Raw genomic sequence first — 14611 nt, 5'->3', positions numbered from 1 at the left:
GTGTGGAGTTGAAACTTAGGTTAGCCTAACCTAAGTCATCAGCCAAAAAAGAGAGGGCCCCGGCCATAAGCCGGGGCCCTTTCAAGTGTCTTCAGTCAAGCGGGAGTTGGAGCGCAGGTCGCGTCGGCGCGCGACCCGGTGAACCTCTCCCGTGCGGTGCTAGAGCGCCGCCGACGGGTCCTCGCTGGGCGCCTGACCCGCGTACGCCTCCGCGAGGAGCTCCTCCTCGCTCGCGCCGAGCCGCCAGTAGCCGGTGAAGCGCACCGCGCGCCGGTCCACTCCGCGCTCCCGCACGAAGTGCCTGCGCACGGCGCGGATCGTCGCCGACTCGCCGGCGATCCAGGCGTACGGGGCTTCGGCGGCGGGGAGTTCGGCCGCCCGCAGCACGTCCAGCAGTCGATCGGTGCGCTCCCGGCCCGTTCCGCTCTCGCGGACCACCCAGGTGATGTCGGCGTCGGCGCGCGTCGGCAGGACCAGCCGGTCGTCCTCGTGCGGGACCTCGAACCAGGCCCTGACCCGGCTGCCGTCGGCGAGCCCGTCCAGGATCGCGGCGGCGGCGGGCAGGGCGGTCTCGTCCGCGTACATGAGGATCGCGTCGGTGGCGGCCGGCGGCTGGAAACGTACGGACTTGTTCTCCGCGACGGCCGGGCCGATGGCCAGGATGCGACGGCCGCTGACCGCGCGGCCCGCCCAGGAGGAGGCCGGGGAGGAGTCCCCGTGCAGGACGAAGTCGATGTCGACCTCGTCCGCGCCCTCGGAGGTCCGCCGCTGCTCGCGGACGGTGTACGAGCGCATCACCGGACGTTCCTCGTCCGGCATCCCGCGCCAGTGCGCGAACCAGGTGTCCTCACCCGTGGACGGCAGCACCGTGTGCTCGCGGCCGGCGGGCGGAAGGAAGAGGGACAGGCTCTGGTCGTAACCGCCCGAGCGGAACTCCGTGAGGGACGCGCCGCCGAAGGTGATGCGCAGGAACGATGCTCCGAGTCGGCGCGTGCGGAGCACTTCGAGCTCGAAGAACCGGAAGTGCCGGGCGGCGGCGGCCGGAGCCGCGCCGCCCGTGTCGGTGTCGTTCGCTTCGGGTGCGGTGGCGGTCATGCGGATTCCCCCTGGGAGTCTGCGGTGCGGCGGCGGTGCAAGAGGAAGGCCCCGGCGCCTGGGAGAGGCACCGGGGCCGGACGGTCTGAGGTCAGCTGACCTTCTTGGCGTTCTGGATGGACTTCGCGAGGTCTTCCAGGATCTGCGCGCACTTCTCGTACGAGTAGATCGGCTCGGTCACGCGGGGGGTGACCTGGTTGGCCTTGACGGCGGGCAGCTCGGCCCAGGTCGGCTTGGCCTTCAGCTCGGTCGGCTGCAGCGTGCCGGTGCGGCTGTCGAGGAGGACGACGTCGGCCTTGTACTTGCCCGCGTTCTCCCAGCTGAGGCTCTCGAAGAAGCCGCCCTCGTCGGTCTTCTCCGGAGTGACGAACTCGACGCCGAGCGACTGGAAGTACTTCAGGTCGGCGGAGGTCGCGGCGGTGGAGACGTAGAACAGGTCGGCGGAGCCGGAGCCGACGAGCACCTTGATGCCCGGGTTGGCCTTGGTGGCCTCGCGGAGCTTCGCGGAGGCCGCCTCGAAGCGGGCCTTGCCGTCGACGGCCTTCTTGGCGTTCATGTCGGCGCCCAGGGACTTGGCGAGGTCCGCGGTGCGGGCCAGGGCCTTGTCCATCGAGACGTCGCCGCCCACGCCGATCGCCGCGGCCGGGGCGAGCCCCAGGATCTTGTCCTTGGAGGCCTCCGGCACGTACCAGTACGTGCCGTCCCAGGTGTTGGTGACCAGCAGGTCGGGCTGGAGGGCCGCGTACTTCTCGACGTTGAACTCGTCGTAGACGTTGCCGAGGATCTCGACCTTGGAGATGTCCATCGAGCCGGCCTGGACGTCGGCCTTGCCGTCGGCGGTCTTCGCCGGGCCGAAGACGCCCTTGACGTTGACGCCGTAGTCGTACAGCGCGGCGGCGGTGCCGGTGAAGGCGACGATGTTCTTCGGCGTCGACCTGGCGGTCAGGGGCTGCTTGGCGAGGTCGTCCTGGAAGGTCCAGGGGCCCGCGGCCGCGCCACCCTTGTCCTTGCTGCCCGAGCCGTCCTCCGCGGTGTCGTTGCCGCCGCAGGCGGTGAGCGCGGCGACGAGGCCGAGAGCGCCGCCCGCCGCGATGAGACCGCGGCGGGTGAGGAGGGAGGATCGGGACTTGGGCATGTCGATGTCCGCTTTCGTGCGTGCCGGGCGGCCGTCGGGCCGTTCGTTAGGAAGGTTAGCCTAACCTTGCCTGAAAGCGGTAAGGGGGCCCTAAGTTCCAGGGCCCCCTTCATTGGTTGGTACGCGGCGTGGCTAGCCCGGAAGTCCCAGCTCGCGGGCGATGAGCATGCGCTGGACCTCGCTCGTGCCCTCGCCGATCTCGAGGATCTTCGAGTCCCGCCACATGCGGGCCACCGGGTACTCGTTCATGAATCCGTATCCGCCGTGGATCTGCGTGGCGTCGCGCGCGTTGTCCACGGCCACCGTCGAGGAGTACAGCTTCGCGATGGCCGCCTCCTTCTTGAACGGCTCCCCGGCCACCAGCCGGGAGGCCGCGTCGCGCCAGCCGATCCGGGCCATGTGGGCGCGCATCTCCATGTCCGCCAGCTTGAACTGGATGGACTGGTTCTCGCCGATCGCCTTGCCGAAGGCGTGCCGCTCCTTCGCGTACTTCACGGACTCGTCCACGCAGCCCTGCGCGAGGCCGGTCGCGAGCGCCGAGATGGCGATGCGGCCCTCGTCGAGGATCCGCAGGAACTGGGCGTAGCCGCGGCCCTCCTGGCCGACGAGGTTGGCGAGGGGGACCCGCACGCCGTCGAAGGACAGTTCGCGGGTGTCCGAGGAGTTCCAGCCCACCTTGGAGTACGGGGCGGCCACGGTGAAGCCCGGGGTGCCGGAGGGGACGATGATCGAGGAGATCTCCGGTCGGCCGTCCGCCTTGCGGCCCGTCACGGCGGTGACGGTGACCAGACCGGTGATGTCCGTACCGGAGTTGGTGATGAAGCACTTCGAGCCGTTGATCACCCACTCGTCGCCCTCGCGGACCGCGGTGGTGCGGGTGCCGCCCGCGTCGCTGCCCGCTCCCGGCTCGGTCAGGCCGAAGGCGCCCAGGACCTCGCCGGAGCACATCTTCGGCAGCCACTCCCGCTTCTGCTCCTCGGTGCCGAAGAGGTAGAGGGGCATCGCGCCCAGCGAGACGCCCGCCTCCAGGGTGATGGCGACCGAGGAGTCGACGCGGGCCAGCTCCTCCAGGGCGATGCCGAGGGCGAGGTAGTCGCCGCCCATGCCGCCGTACTCCTCCGGGAAGGGCAGGCCGAACAGGCCCATGCGGCCCATCTCGCGGACGATCTCGTACGGGAACTCGTGCCGCTCGTACAGATCGCCGATCTTCGGCGCCACCACATCGTGCGCGAACGCCTCGACGGTGCGGCGGAGTTCCTCGTGCTCGGGGGTGAGCCGGTGGTCGAGGGCCATGGTCTTCGTTACTCCTTGTGGGAGAGGGCTCGGACGGTACGGGAGGGGCTGGGTCGCCCCAACTGCTCGGCCATCCACACGCTCGTGGCGGTGAGGGCGGCCAGATCGACCCCGGTCTCGATGCCGAGGCCGTCGAGCATCCAGACGAGGTCCTCGGTGGCGAGATTGCCGGTGGCGCTCTTCGCGTACGGGCATCCGCCGAGGCCGCCCGCCGAGGCGTCGACGGTGGTCACGCCGTGCTGGAGCGCGGCGAGGGTGTTGGACAGGGCCTGGCCGTAGGTGTCGTGGAAGTGCACGCCGATGCGGTCGGTGCCCACGCCCGCCTCGCCCAGCTCGCTGAGGAGGGCCTGGACGTGCCCCGGGGTGGCGACGCCGATGGTGTCGCCGAGGCTCAGCTCGTCACAGCCGAGGTCGAGCAGGGCCTTGGCCACGCCGACCACCTGGTGGACCGGGACCGGGCCCTCCCAGGGGTCGCCGAAGCACATGGAGAGGTAGCCGCGCACGTGCGCCTCCTGCTCCTTCGCGCGGGCCACGACGGGCTCGAACATCGCGAGGGACTCGGCGACGGTGCGGTTGAGGTTGCGGGACGCGAAGGTCTCGGTGGCCGAACCGAACACGGCGATGCGGGTGGCACCGAGCGCGAGCGCGCGGTCGAGGCCGCGCTCGTTGGGTACGAGGACGGGCAGGGCGGCCTCCACGTCGGCGAGGAGGGGGAACAGCTCCTCGGCGTCGGCCAGCTGGGGCACCCACTTGGGGTGCACGAAGCTGGTCGCCTCGATGGTGGTGAGTCCGGCGGCGGCCAGCCGGTGCACGAACTCGGCCTTCACGCGGGTCGGGACGGCCGTCTTCTCGTTCTGCAGCCCGTCGCGGGCGCCGACCTCGTGGATGCGGACCCGGGCCGGCAGGCCCTCGGCCGCGAAACTCATCGGGAGCCCGTTCATTCGCTCTCCTCGTCGGGGGTGACGACGGCCAGGACCTGGTCCATGGCGACGGTGGTGCCGGGGGTGACGTCGAGTTCGGTGACGGTGCCGGCGTGGGGAGCGGAGATGACGTGCTCCATCTTCATGGCCTCCACGACGAGCAGGCTCTGCCCGGCGATGACCTTCTCGCCGACGGCGACCTTGACGACCGTGACGGTGCCGGGCATGGGGGCGGCGAGGGTGTCCGCGCCGCCGCGTCCGGCGCCGCTGAGGTTCGCCGCGACGGGGTCGTGGTCCTGGAGGTGCCAGGAGTCGCCTTCGCGTCCGAGCCAGGTCCCCTCCGGGGAGGAGGCATGGCTGAACCGGTGGGTGACGCCGTCGAGTTCGATGGTGACGGTGTCGGCGGTGCGGCTGAGGATCCTGCCACGGGCCGGTGCGCCGGGGCTCTGCCCCGGACCGCGCGCCTCAGACGCCGGCGAGACCGCATGTGCCCCGGCGTCGGCCAGGAGGACCTCCGTGAAGCCCGAACCCGGGCCCGAGCCGAGGGTGGAGCCGGAGTCGGTTCCGGCCGGGCGGGTGCGGATCATCACTGGATCCTGGCCCGGGAGGCGGAAGTGGTGCACGGTCCAAGCGGGAGTACCCCCGAGGCGCCAGCCGCTGGCGGCGTCGAACGGGTCGATCCATCCCTCCTGCCCAGCAGCCACCCTGAGCCCCGCCGGCGTGTGAGGCGCGGGCTCCGGGGCGGAGGCCCGGTTTCGGGAAGGGGCGGGGTGGGGGAGCGACAGCATTGCCGCCGCCGCATACACCTCCGGCGGGACGCCCGCCGGCAGGAGCTCGGCGAGGTCCCGCTCCACCAGACCGGTGTCCAGGTCGCCGGAGACCACGTCCGGGTGTGCCAGCAGCCTCCGCAGGAATCCGGTGTTGGTCTGGACACCCAGGATCACCGTGTCGGCCAGAGCCCCGCGCAGCAACCGCAGGGCAGCCGCTCGGTCGGGTCCATGGACGATGACCTTCGACAGCATCGGGTCGTACGTGGACCCCACCGGCACGCCCGCCAGCAGCCCGGAATCCGTACGGACGGGGCCGCCGTTCGGCTCCGACAGGGCCAGGACCGTACCGCCGGACGGCAGGAAGCCCCGCGCCGGATCCTCCGCGCAGACCCGGGCCTCGATCGCGTGCCCGGTCAGGGTGACGTCCGACTGGCCGAAGCCCAGCTCGGCGCCCGCCGCCACCCGCAGCTGCTGTTCCACCAGGTCCAGCCCGGTGATCAGCTCCGTCACCGGGTGCTCCACCTGGAGCCGGGTGTTCATCTCCATGAAGAAGTACGACGAGGGGTCGCCGCCCGGGACGATGAACTCCACCGTGCCCGCGCCCACGTACCCGCACGACCGCGCCGCCTCCACCGCCGCCGCGCCCATCGACGCGCGCAGCTGCGGCGTCAGCAGGACCGACGGCGCCTCCTCGATCACCTTCTGGTGCCGCCGCTGGAGCGAGCACTCGCGCTCGCCCAGGTGCACCACGTTCCCGTGCGCGTCCGCCAGCACCTGGATCTCGATGTGCCGGGGCCGGTCCACCCACCGCTCCACGAGCAGCGTGTCGTCGCCGAAGGAGGACCGCGCCTCGCGCCGCGCCGAGGCGATCTCCTCGCCCAGCGCCGCCGCGTCCCGCACCAGCCGCATGCCCTTGCCGCCGCCGCCCGCCGAGGGCTTCAGCAGCACCGGCATGCCGATCTCCTCGGCGGCAAGGACCAGTTCGGCGTCCGACAGACCGCTGCCCGAGGAGCCGGGGACCACGGGCACGCCCGCCGCCTTGACCGTCTCCTTGGCGCGGATCTTGTCGCCCATCAGGGAGATGGCGCTCGCCGGGGGCCCGATGAAGGCCAGCCCGGCCTCGGCGCAGGCCTGCGCGAAGGCCGCGTTCTCGGCGAGGAAGCCGTAGCCGGGGTGGACCGCTTCCGCCCCCGTCCGGCGTGCCGCGTCGAGCAGCCGCTCCACGGACAGGTAGCTCTCGGCGGCCGCCGCCGGGCCGATGCGGACGGCCGTGTCGGCCTCCCGTACGTGCCGGGCGTCCGCGTCGGCGTCGCTGAAGACGGCCACGGAGCGGATGCCGAGCTCGCGCAGCGTGCGGATGACCCGTACCGCGATCTCGCCCCGGTTGGCGACCAGAACAGTGCTGAACATCAGTGAGGTCCTCACGTCACATGCGGAAGATGCCGAAGCCGGAGTCGCCCAGGGGGGCGTTCGCGCACGCGGTCAGGGCCAGTCCCAGCACCTGCCGGGTCTCCAGCGGGTCGATGACCCCGTCGTCCCACAGCCGCGCGGTGGCGTAGTAGGCGTTGCCCTGCGCCTCGTACTGGGCCCGGACCGGGGCCTTGAAGGCCTCCTCGTCCTCGGCCGGCCATTCCTGGCCGGCGCCCTCGATCTGGTCGCGCTTGACCGTGGCCAGGACGGACGCGGCCTGCTCGCCGCCCATCACCGAGATCTTGGCGTTGGGCCACATCCACAGGAAGCGCGGCGAATAGGCCCGCCCGCACATGGAGTAGTTGCCCGCGCCGTACGAGCCGCCCACCACCACCGTCAGCTTCGGGACCCGCGTGCAGGCCACCGCCGTGACCATCTTGGCGCCGTGTTTGGCGATGCCGCCGGCCTCGTAGTCCCGGCCGACCATGAAGCCGGAGATGTTCTGGAGGAAGAGCAGCGGGATGCCGCGCTGGTCGCACAGCTCGATGAAGTGCGCGCCCTTCTGGGCCGATTCGGAGAAGAGGATGCCGTTGTTGGCGACGATGCCGACCGGGTGGCCGTGGATCCGGGCGAAGCCGGTCACCAGGGTCTGCCCGAACTCCGCCTTGAACTCCTGGAAGCGGGACCCGTCCACCAGCCGGGCGATGATCTCGCGGGCGTCGTAGGGGGTGCGGGAGTCGACCGGGACCGCCCCGTACAGCCCGTACGGGTCCACCTTGGGCTCCTCGGGAGCCTCGACGGACCAGGGCAGGGCCCCGCGCGCGGGCAGGGTCGCCACGATGTTCCGTACGATCCGCAGCGCGTGCGCGTCGTCCTGCGCGAGGTGGTCGGTGACGCCGGAGGTCCGGGAGTGGACCTCGCCGCCGCCCAGCTCCTCGGCGGTGACGACCTCGCCGGTGGCCGCCTTCACCAGCGGCGGGCCGCCGAGGAAGATCGTGCCCTGGCCGCGCACGATGACGGCCTCGTCGCTCATGGCCGGTACGTACGCGCCACCGGCCGTGCAGGAGCCGAGGACGGCGGCGATCTGCGGGATGCCGGCCCCCGACATGCGGGCCTGGTTGTAGAAGATGCGGCCGAAGTGGTCGCGGTCGGGGAAGACCTCGTCCTGCATGGGCAGGAAGGCGCCGCCCGAGTCGACCAGGTAGAGGCAGGGGAGACGGTTCTCCAGGGCCACCTCCTGGGCCCGCAGGTGCTTCTTGACGGTCATCGGGTAGTACGTGCCGCCCTTGACGGTGGCGTCGTTCGCGACGATCACGCACTCGCGGCCGCTGACCCGGCCGATGCCCGCGATGACCCCGGCGGCCGGGGCCGCGCCCCCGTACATGTCCTCGGCGGCCAGCGGGGCCAGCTCCAGGAAGGGCGATCCGGGGTCGAGGAGGGCGTCCACGCGGTCGCGGGGAAGGAGCTTCCCGCGCGCGGTGTGGCGGGCCCGGGCCTTCTCCCCGCCGCCGAGCCGGGCCGCCTCCAGCCGGGCGCGCAGGCCCTCGGCGAGCTCGCGGTGGGCGGCCTCGTTGGCCCGCCAGGCGTCGGACGCCGGGTCGGCGGCGCTCGCCAGCACTGGTGCCTGCTGCATCGGTCGAGCTCCCTTGCTCGGTACACGCCTGTTAATGAGCGTTAACGCATGTGGGACTTAGGTTAACGACCGCTAACGGCCCTGTCTAGAATGGATTCCCATGAGCACCAGAGCGGCCGCCCCGACCCGTCGCGAGCAGATCCTCAACGAGGCCGCCCGCCTCTTCGCCGCGCGCGGCTTCCACGGCGTCGGCGTGGACGAGATAGGCGCCGCCGTGGGCATCAGCGGCCCCGGCCTGTACCGGCACTTCGCGGGCAAGGACGCCATGCTCGCCGAGCTCCTCGTCGGCATCAGCGAGCGGCTGCTGACCGGCGGCCGCCGACGGGTGGAGGCGGCGGCCGGCGACCCGTCCGGCGTACTGGCCTCCCTCATCGACGGCCACATCGACTTCGCGCTCGACGACCGGGCGCTGATCACCCTCCACGACCGGGAGCTCGACCGGCTGCGCGAGGCCGACCGCAAGCTCGTACGGCAGCTGCAGCGCCAGTACGTCGAGCTGTGGGTCGACGTCGTACGGGAACTGCATCCCGAGGTGGGCGAGGTGGAGGTACGGGTCTGCGTGCACGCGGTCTTCGGCCTGCTGAACTCCACCCCGCACCTGGCCGCGCTCGGCCGGGAGGCGATGGAAGCCCTGCTGCGGCGGCTCGTCAACGGGGCCTTCGGGGCGTTGTCGGGGTGACGGGGCTCGTCCGCTGGTCGGGATGGAGGGGACGGCTCCGGGCGGGCGGCGGCAGAATGGGCCGCATGCCGAAGCCGATAGAGACGCCTGTCCCCAGCCGAGCCGAACTCGTCGACCACCTGGTCCGGACGAGGATCGCGGGGGACGTGGCGACCCCGCGCGACAACAACCTCGCGCATTACCGCAAACTCGCCAACGGCGACCGGCACTACTGGCTCGGCCTGGAGCTGGGCGACCGCTGGACGGACGAGCAGGACGTGCTCGCGGTGATGGCGGAGCGCTGCGGGGTCGTGGACGACGTCGCCCACCGCTTCGGCCAGGACACCATCGACCCGGAGCTCACGGTGGCCGGCCTGGACCGTCTCGCGGCGCGGCTGCACAAGGCCGCGCTGGACCGGCAGAGCGTGCTGCTGGCCACGGGCCACCCGGGAGGCCTGCTGGACGTCCACCGGGCCACGGCCGCCGCCCTGCGCGCGGCCGGCTGCGAGATCGTGGTGATCCCGCAGGGTCTGGTGGCCGACGAGGGCTCGGTGTGGCAGTTCGCGGACGTCGCGGTCCTGGAGCGCGGCGCGACGCTGTGGCACACCCACTCCCCGGCGCCGATGGCGGCGATCCTGGACGGCCTGGCCGCGCACGACCGGCCCCAGCCGGACCTGGTCGTCGCCGACCACGGCTGGGCGGGCTGCGCGGCGCAGCGCGGCCTGGACGCGGTGGGCTACGCGGACTGCAACGACCCGGCGCTCTTCCTGGCGGAGGCCGAAGGCACCCTCCAGGTGGCGGTCCCCCTGGACGACCACGTCCGCGATCCGCGCTTCTACGACCCGATGGTGGCCTACCTCCTGGACGCGGCGGGCCTGCTGTAGCGGTTCCCGCGCGCGGCGCCGCTGACCGGGACCAGCCCCCGGACCCCAGCGCCGCAAGCTCCGCCGGCTACCGCTGGGAGGGGCCCCCGGGCGGGGGGAGGCCCCCCAGGGGCCGGGCCGTGCGAGCGGCGCGTCAAGAAGGAGTCGGGGTCGGGTCCAGGTACACGCGGCGGATCGCCGGGAACCGCTCCCGAAGCTGCGCCTCGGCCTCCTCGCACGCGGCCTCCACCTGCCTCGCCGACGCCAGGTCATGGAAGTCGATCTTGGCGGCGATCAGCACCTCCGCCGGCCCCTGCACCAGCGTGGTCAGCTCCAGCACCGCCTCGATGTGCGGCACCGACAGGAGCTCCTCCCGTACCTCCGCCCGCATCCCCGCCGGCAGCGGCCGCCCGATCAGGTACCGGGCGTTGGAGCGGCCCAGCTCCCACGCCACCCACACCAGCAGCAGACCGATCAGCAGCGAGGCCACCCCGTCGTACGCGCCCGAGCCCGTGAGCTGCGCGCCCAGCAGACCGCCCGCCGCCAGGGCCAGGCCGATCAGCGCGGCCACGTTCTCCAGCAGGACGGCCTTCACCGCCGTGTCCGGGGTGTGTTTCACGTACAGCCCCAGCGGCGCCCGCATCCGCGCCGCCTCGCCCTTGACCTGCCGCCAGGCGACGAGCAGCGAGTAGCCCTCCAGCAGGAAGGCGACGGCGAGGATGATGTAGGACAGCGTCGGGTTCCCCGGGTCCTCCCCGTGGACCAGCGTGTGGATGCCGTCGTAGACCGCGAACACCGCGCCGCCGACGAAGGTCGCGATCGACGCGAGCAGCGCCCAGATGTACCGCTCGGGCCCGTAGCCCAGCGGGTGCGCTTCGTCCGCGGGCTTCGCGCTGCGCTTCAGCGCGGCCAGCAGCAGGACCTCGGTCACCGTGTCCGCCACGGAGTGCGCGGCCTCCGACAGCATGGCGCTCGATCCGCTGACGACCCCGCCGACCGCCTTGGCGGCCGCGATCCCGAGGTTGGTGACCACGGCCACGACGACCGTGGTGACGCTTTCGCCTTCACTTCCGCTGCTGCTGGGCAGGCTGCTGCCGGACATGCTGCTGCTGGACATGAGCTGACGGTACGTCGGACGGCCCCGCTCACGCGCGCGGGACGCGCACCACGCCCTCCTGGATGACCGTCACGGCCAGCCGCCCGTCCTGGGTCCAGATGCGGGCCTGGCCGAGGCCCCGGCCGGCGGCCGCCGAGGGCGACTCCTGGTCGTACAGCAGCCATTCGTCCGCGCGGAACGGCCGGTGGAACCACATCGCGTGGTCCAGCGAGGCGCCGACCACGTCGCCGACCGCCCAGCCGCCCCGCCCGTGGGCGAGCAGGACCGAGTCGAGCAGGGTCATGTCGGAGACGTACGTGGCCAGGCAGGTGTGCAGCAGGGGATCGGCGCTGTCCAGCTTGCCGGCGGTACGGAACCACACCTGCGAGCGCGGTTCGACCGGCTCGCCGACGCTGCCCCAGGGCGGGACCGTGGCGTAGCGCAGGTCCACCGCGCCGCGTGCTTCGATCAGCCGCTCCACGGTGCCCGGGTCGCGGAAGACGTCGCGGTAGAGCGGGAGCGATTCGGCGGCCGTCGGCAGGGTCTGCGGATCGGGCGCATCGGGCATCGCGGCTTGGTGGTCGAGGCCTTCCTCGTCCGTCTGGAAGGACGCGGAGAGGTGGAAGACCGGCTGTCCGTGCTGGACGGCGACCACCCGGCGCGTGGTGAAGGAGCGCCCGTCGCGGATCCGGTCCACCGAGTACACGATGGGCGCGCCGGGGTCGCCGGCGCGCAGGAAGTACGAGTGCAGCGAGTGCGCCGTGCGGTCCTCGGGCACGGTACGGCCGGCCGCGACCAGGGCCTGCGCCGCGACCTGGCCGCCGAAGACCCGCGGTACCAGCGCCGAACGGCTGATACCGCGGAAGATGTTCTCCTCGATCTGCTCGAGGTCGAGCAGATCGAGGAGCGTCGTCAGTGCCTCGTTCATGGGGTGAAGGCGCTGTTCCTTCTTCGTCCGGGTCCTACAGGCCCATCGACTTGGCGATGATGGACTTCATGACCTCGCTGGTGCCGCCGTAGATGCGGTTCACGCGGTTGTCGGCGTACAGGCGGGCGATCGGGTACTCGTTCATGTAACCGTAGCCGCCGTGCAGCTGGAGGCACTTGTCGATGACGCGGTGCGCGACCTCGGTGCAGAAGAGCTTCGCGGAGGCGGCCTCGGCGGCCGTCAGCTCGCCGGCGTCCAGGGCTTCCAGGGCGCGGTCGGCGACGGCCTCGGCGGCGTCCACCTCGGCCTGGCAGGCGGCCAGTTCGAACTTGGTGTTCTGGAAGTGCGCGACCGGCTTGCCGAAGACGGTGCGCTCCGTCACGTACTGCTGGGCGAACCGGACGGCGGCCTTGGACTGCGCGTACGCGCCGAAGGCGATGCCCCAGCGCTCGGACGGCAGGTTGGCGCCGAGGTAGTAGAAGCCCTTGTTCTCCTCGCCCAGCAGGTCCTCGACCGGGACCTTGACGTCGACGAAGGCCAGCTCGGCGGTGTCGGAGGTGCGCAGGCCCAGCTTGTCGAGCTTGCGGCCGATCGAGTAGCCCTCGGACTTGGTGTCCACGGCGAAGAGGGAGATGCCGAAGCGGCGGTCGTTCTCGCCGGGGGCGGAGGTGCGGGCGCAGACGATCACGCGGTCGGCGTGCACGCCGCCGGTGATGAAGGTCTTGGAGCCGTTGAGGACGTAGTGCGTGCCGTCCTCGGAGAGCTTGGCGGTGGTCTTCATGCCCGCGACGTCGGAGCCGGTGCCCGGCTCGGTCATCGCCAGGGCCCACATCTCCTCGCCGGAGACGAACTTCGGCAGGAAGCGCTTCTTCTGCTCGTCGTCGGCCAGCATCTTGAGGTAGGGGAGGGCGAGCAGCACGTGCACGCCGGAGCCGCCGAAGTTGACGCCCGCGCGCGAGGTCTCTTCGTAGAGGACGGCCTCGAACTTGTGGGTGTCCAGGCCGGCGCCGCCGAACTCCTCGGGCACGTTGATCCCGAAGACGCCCAGCTCGCCGAGCTTGTAGTAGAACTCGCGCGGGGCCTGGCCGGCGGCGAACCACTCGTCGTAGACCGGGACGACCTCGGCCTCGATGAAGGCGCGGATGGTCTCGCGGAACGCCTCGTGGTCCTCGTCAAAAACGGTACGGCGCACAGCCGACACTCCCTTTTGCGGCCAAACCGCCGCCGCTCTCGCGGAGGCGGTTGCGCGCCGTCGTGGTTGCTCAAATGATGGCTTGGGTCTAAGCGCTTGCTCAGATTAAGTTACCCGGGAGTCAACCTGGCTGTCCAGGGTGAGGCGCAGCACGCCCGCGGCGGGACCCGGTGAACCTCACCAGCCGCGCGAAAGCTAGACGCCGTTCCTTGACGGGCGAACGTTGCCTGACGCGGCACTAGAAGCCGCTGCAGACCGCCGAGGCGAAGGAGCCGGAGGCCGTCGCCGTGATGGGCGGCGAGTCGTCCACCGTCACCGAGCAGGTGGCGGTGCCGCCGTCGGCGCCCAGCGTGACGACGAGCGAGCCGCCCTTGACGAAGCCCTTCGTGGCGATCTCCTTGGTCCACGGCAGGGTCTGGTCACCGACCTGGCTCGCGGCCAGGTTTCCGTCCCGCCAGGTCGAGTACGAGATGGTCGCGCGCGCGGCCGTTCCGGTCGCCGCGTAGGTGATCCGGGCGGGCCGCGCGGCTTCCTCGGACACCTCGTTGACGAAGACGGCGAAGAGGGCGGCGCAGCCGCCGAGCAGCAGCAGGACCAGACCGAGCAGGAACCACGGCCAACGGCGGCGCCTTCGCGCCGGGGCCGGGGGCGGGTACGCGTACGGCGGCGGGCCCTGGGGTGGGCGCTGTCCCCACCCCCGTGGCTCCGGGGAGCTGTCCGGCCGGTTCATGTCCCAAGCGTCGCCCCGAATGTCACGGACCGCGATCCGCTCCTCCCGTCAGGGGCCGTCCCGCCGGGCCGGGACGGCCCCTGCGGCGCCCGGGGGTCAGCCCGCCGGCTCGGTGTGCCGCAGCGCGAACCACAGCTCCATCCGGACGTCCGGATCGTCCAGGTCGGTGCCCAGCAGGGCGGCGGCCCGGGCGATGCGCTGGCGGACCGTGTTGCGGTGGACGCCGAGCGCGGCCGCGCCGCGGTCCCAGCTGCCGTGGTGGGCCAGCCAGGCGCGCAGGGTGTCGCGGAGTGCGGGGGAGAGCGGGCCGAGCAGGGCCTCGGCGTGGGCGCGGGCCTCGGCCTCGCCGACCAGGCCCGCGAGGCCGGGGTCCGTGTGCCGGGCCAGCGGGGTACGGGCCGCCTCGGCGCGTTCCAGGGCCCGCCCGGCCTGGGCGTCGGCTCCGGGCAGGCCTTCGGGCGCGGCCGCGGCGCTCACGCCCAGCCGCCAGCCCGCCTGCGGGGTTGGCTCGCGGTCGGTGAGCAGCCGTACGACCGGCCCGCGCGGGTCCAGCAGTACGGTGCCCAGCGCGGCCGCCAGCGCCCGCGGATCCCCGCCGCCCCGGGCGTGGACGGCGTACCAGGGCCCGGGCTCCAGCGCCCGGCCCGGCTCCCCGTCGAGCAGCAGGCGGGTCAGGGCGGCGGCCTGCGTCCCGGCCGGGCGGTCGGCGGTGAGCAGCGTCAGCAGGACGGCCGCCACCGAGGCGACGGTGTGGTCGCCGGGGGCCCGCGAGGGCGTGGCGAGGGCGAGCGCCCGGCCGTCGCCGAGGGCGTGGGCGGAGAGGTGGAGCCCGCCGTGCGCGGCGGTGGCGGTGACCGCCGCGCCGGGTGCCACGCGGCGGGTGAGCGC

Annotated in this window: 13 protein-coding genes; 2 read left to right on the top strand and 11 right to left on the bottom strand. The window is 72.4% G+C overall.

Going from position 1 to position 14611, the window contains the following annotated elements:
* Positions 1 to 159: 159 nt before the first annotated feature.
* The 6 genes from J7E97_RS04155 to J7E97_RS04130 all read right to left on the bottom strand — a co-directional run bounded on the left by J7E97_RS04155 (position 160) and on the right by J7E97_RS04130 (position 8256).
* Positions 160 to 1095 carry a siderophore-interacting protein gene (locus tag J7E97_RS04155; RefSeq protein ID WP_215022376.1) on the bottom strand — a complete coding sequence of 312 codons (936 nt, stop codon included), beginning with the start codon at positions 1093 to 1095 and terminating at the stop codon, positions 160 to 162.
* A 91-nt stretch (positions 1096 to 1186) separates the two neighbouring features.
* Positions 1187 to 2230 (bottom strand): ABC transporter substrate-binding protein, encoded by a 1044-nt coding sequence (locus tag J7E97_RS04150; protein ID WP_215022374.1) that lies wholly within the window; start codon positions 2228 to 2230, stop codon positions 1187 to 1189.
* Between the two features lie 132 nt (positions 2231 to 2362).
* Positions 2363 to 3523: an acyl-CoA dehydrogenase family protein gene (locus tag J7E97_RS04145; RefSeq protein ID WP_215022372.1), complete on the bottom strand. Its 1161-nt coding sequence runs from the start codon at positions 3521 to 3523 to the stop codon at positions 2363 to 2365.
* Positions 3524 to 3531: 8 nt separating this feature from the next.
* The gene (locus J7E97_RS04140) at positions 3532 to 4464 is read right to left on the bottom strand and encodes a hydroxymethylglutaryl-CoA lyase (RefSeq protein ID WP_215022370.1); all 933 of its coding nucleotides are present in this window, start codon (positions 4462 to 4464) and stop codon (positions 3532 to 3534) included.
* A complete protein-coding gene (locus J7E97_RS04135) occupies positions 4461 to 6623 on the bottom strand; it encodes a biotin carboxylase N-terminal domain-containing protein (RefSeq protein WP_215022368.1) in 2163 nt (720 codons plus the stop codon). Before J7E97_RS04135 ends, J7E97_RS04140 begins: the two co-directional genes overlap by 4 nt.
* 16 nt (positions 6624 to 6639) lie before the next feature.
* Positions 6640 to 8256, bottom strand: coding sequence for a carboxyl transferase domain-containing protein (locus tag J7E97_RS04130; protein WP_215022366.1), 1617 nt, complete (start codon positions 8254 to 8256; stop codon positions 6640 to 6642).
* Positions 8257 to 8356: 100 nt separating this feature from the next.
* On the opposite strand from J7E97_RS04130, the gene J7E97_RS04125 reads away from it, so the two are divergent.
* Both J7E97_RS04125 and J7E97_RS04120 read left to right on the top strand, forming a co-directional pair.
* The gene (locus J7E97_RS04125; protein WP_215022364.1) at positions 8357 to 8935 is read left to right on the top strand and encodes a TetR/AcrR family transcriptional regulator; all 579 of its coding nucleotides are present in this window, start codon (positions 8357 to 8359) and stop codon (positions 8933 to 8935) included.
* A gap of 56 nt (positions 8936 to 8991) precedes the next feature.
* The gene (locus J7E97_RS04120; protein ID WP_215022362.1) at positions 8992 to 9798 is read left to right on the top strand and encodes a phosphatase; all 807 of its coding nucleotides are present in this window, start codon (positions 8992 to 8994) and stop codon (positions 9796 to 9798) included.
* Positions 9799 to 9931: 133 nt separating this feature from the next.
* Here the strand turns inward: J7E97_RS04120 and J7E97_RS04115 are convergent, their stop codons facing one another.
* From J7E97_RS04115 to J7E97_RS04095, 5 genes are all read right to left on the bottom strand, one after another.
* Positions 9932 to 10894 carry a cation diffusion facilitator family transporter gene (locus J7E97_RS04115; RefSeq protein WP_251053797.1) on the bottom strand — a complete coding sequence of 321 codons (963 nt, stop codon included), beginning with the start codon at positions 10892 to 10894 and terminating at the stop codon, positions 9932 to 9934.
* Between the two features lie 28 nt (positions 10895 to 10922).
* A complete protein-coding gene (locus J7E97_RS04110; RefSeq protein WP_215022360.1) occupies positions 10923 to 11801 on the bottom strand; it encodes an acyl-CoA thioesterase II in 879 nt (292 codons plus the stop codon).
* 34 nt (positions 11802 to 11835) lie between these two features.
* Positions 11836 to 12993 carry an acyl-CoA dehydrogenase family protein gene (locus J7E97_RS04105; protein WP_215022359.1) on the bottom strand — a complete coding sequence of 386 codons (1158 nt, stop codon included), beginning with the start codon at positions 12991 to 12993 and terminating at the stop codon, positions 11836 to 11838.
* 238 nt (positions 12994 to 13231) lie between these two features.
* A complete protein-coding gene (locus tag J7E97_RS04100) occupies positions 13232 to 13723 on the bottom strand; it encodes a hypothetical protein (protein ID WP_215022357.1) in 492 nt (163 codons plus the stop codon).
* 96 nt (positions 13724 to 13819) lie between these two features.
* The coding region (locus J7E97_RS04095; protein ID WP_215022355.1) for a CdaR family transcriptional regulator at positions 13820 to 14611 on the bottom strand (792 nt) is incomplete at its 5' end.

The sequence above is a fragment of the Streptomyces sp. ISL-66 genome (assembly GCF_018614135.1).
GTDB lineage: Bacteria > Actinomycetota > Actinomycetes > Streptomycetales > Streptomycetaceae > Streptomyces.
The sequence above is the reverse complement of the archived record's forward strand: the minus strand, read 5'-3'. Positions and strand labels throughout refer to the sequence as shown.

Bases quoted from the DNA above. Each gene is read 5' to 3' on its own strand.
- J7E97_RS04150 (WP_215022374.1), bottom strand. From the start codon at position 2,230: ATGCCCAAGTCCCGATCCTCCCTCCTCACCCGCCGCGGTCTCATCGCG.
- J7E97_RS04115 (WP_251053797.1), bottom strand. From the start codon at position 10,894: ATGTCCAGCAGCAGCATGTCCGGCAGCAGCCTGCCCAGCAGCAGCGGA.
- J7E97_RS04135 (WP_215022368.1), bottom strand. From the start codon at position 6,623: ATGTTCAGCACTGTTCTGGTCGCCAACCGGGGCGAGATCGCGGTACGG.
- J7E97_RS04130 (WP_215022366.1), bottom strand. From the start codon at position 8,256: ATGCAGCAGGCACCAGTGCTGGCGAGCGCCGCCGACCCGGCGTCCGAC.
- J7E97_RS04100 (WP_215022357.1), bottom strand. From the start codon at position 13,723: ATGAACCGGCCGGACAGCTCCCCGGAGCCACGGGGGTGGGGACAGCGC.
- J7E97_RS04125 (WP_215022364.1), top strand. From the start codon at position 8,357: ATGAGCACCAGAGCGGCCGCCCCGACCCGTCGCGAGCAGATCCTCAAC.
- J7E97_RS04145 (WP_215022372.1), bottom strand. From the start codon at position 3,523: ATGGCCCTCGACCACCGGCTCACCCCCGAGCACGAGGAACTCCGCCGC.
- J7E97_RS04140 (WP_215022370.1), bottom strand. From the start codon at position 4,464: ATGAACGGGCTCCCGATGAGTTTCGCGGCCGAGGGCCTGCCGGCCCGG.
- J7E97_RS04110 (WP_215022360.1), bottom strand. From the start codon at position 11,801: ATGAACGAGGCACTGACGACGCTCCTCGATCTGCTCGACCTCGAGCAG.
- J7E97_RS04120 (WP_215022362.1), top strand. From the start codon at position 8,992: ATGGGCCGCATGCCGAAGCCGATAGAGACGCCTGTCCCCAGCCGAGCC.
- J7E97_RS04155 (WP_215022376.1), bottom strand. From the start codon at position 1,095: ATGACCGCCACCGCACCCGAAGCGAACGACACCGACACGGGCGGCGCG.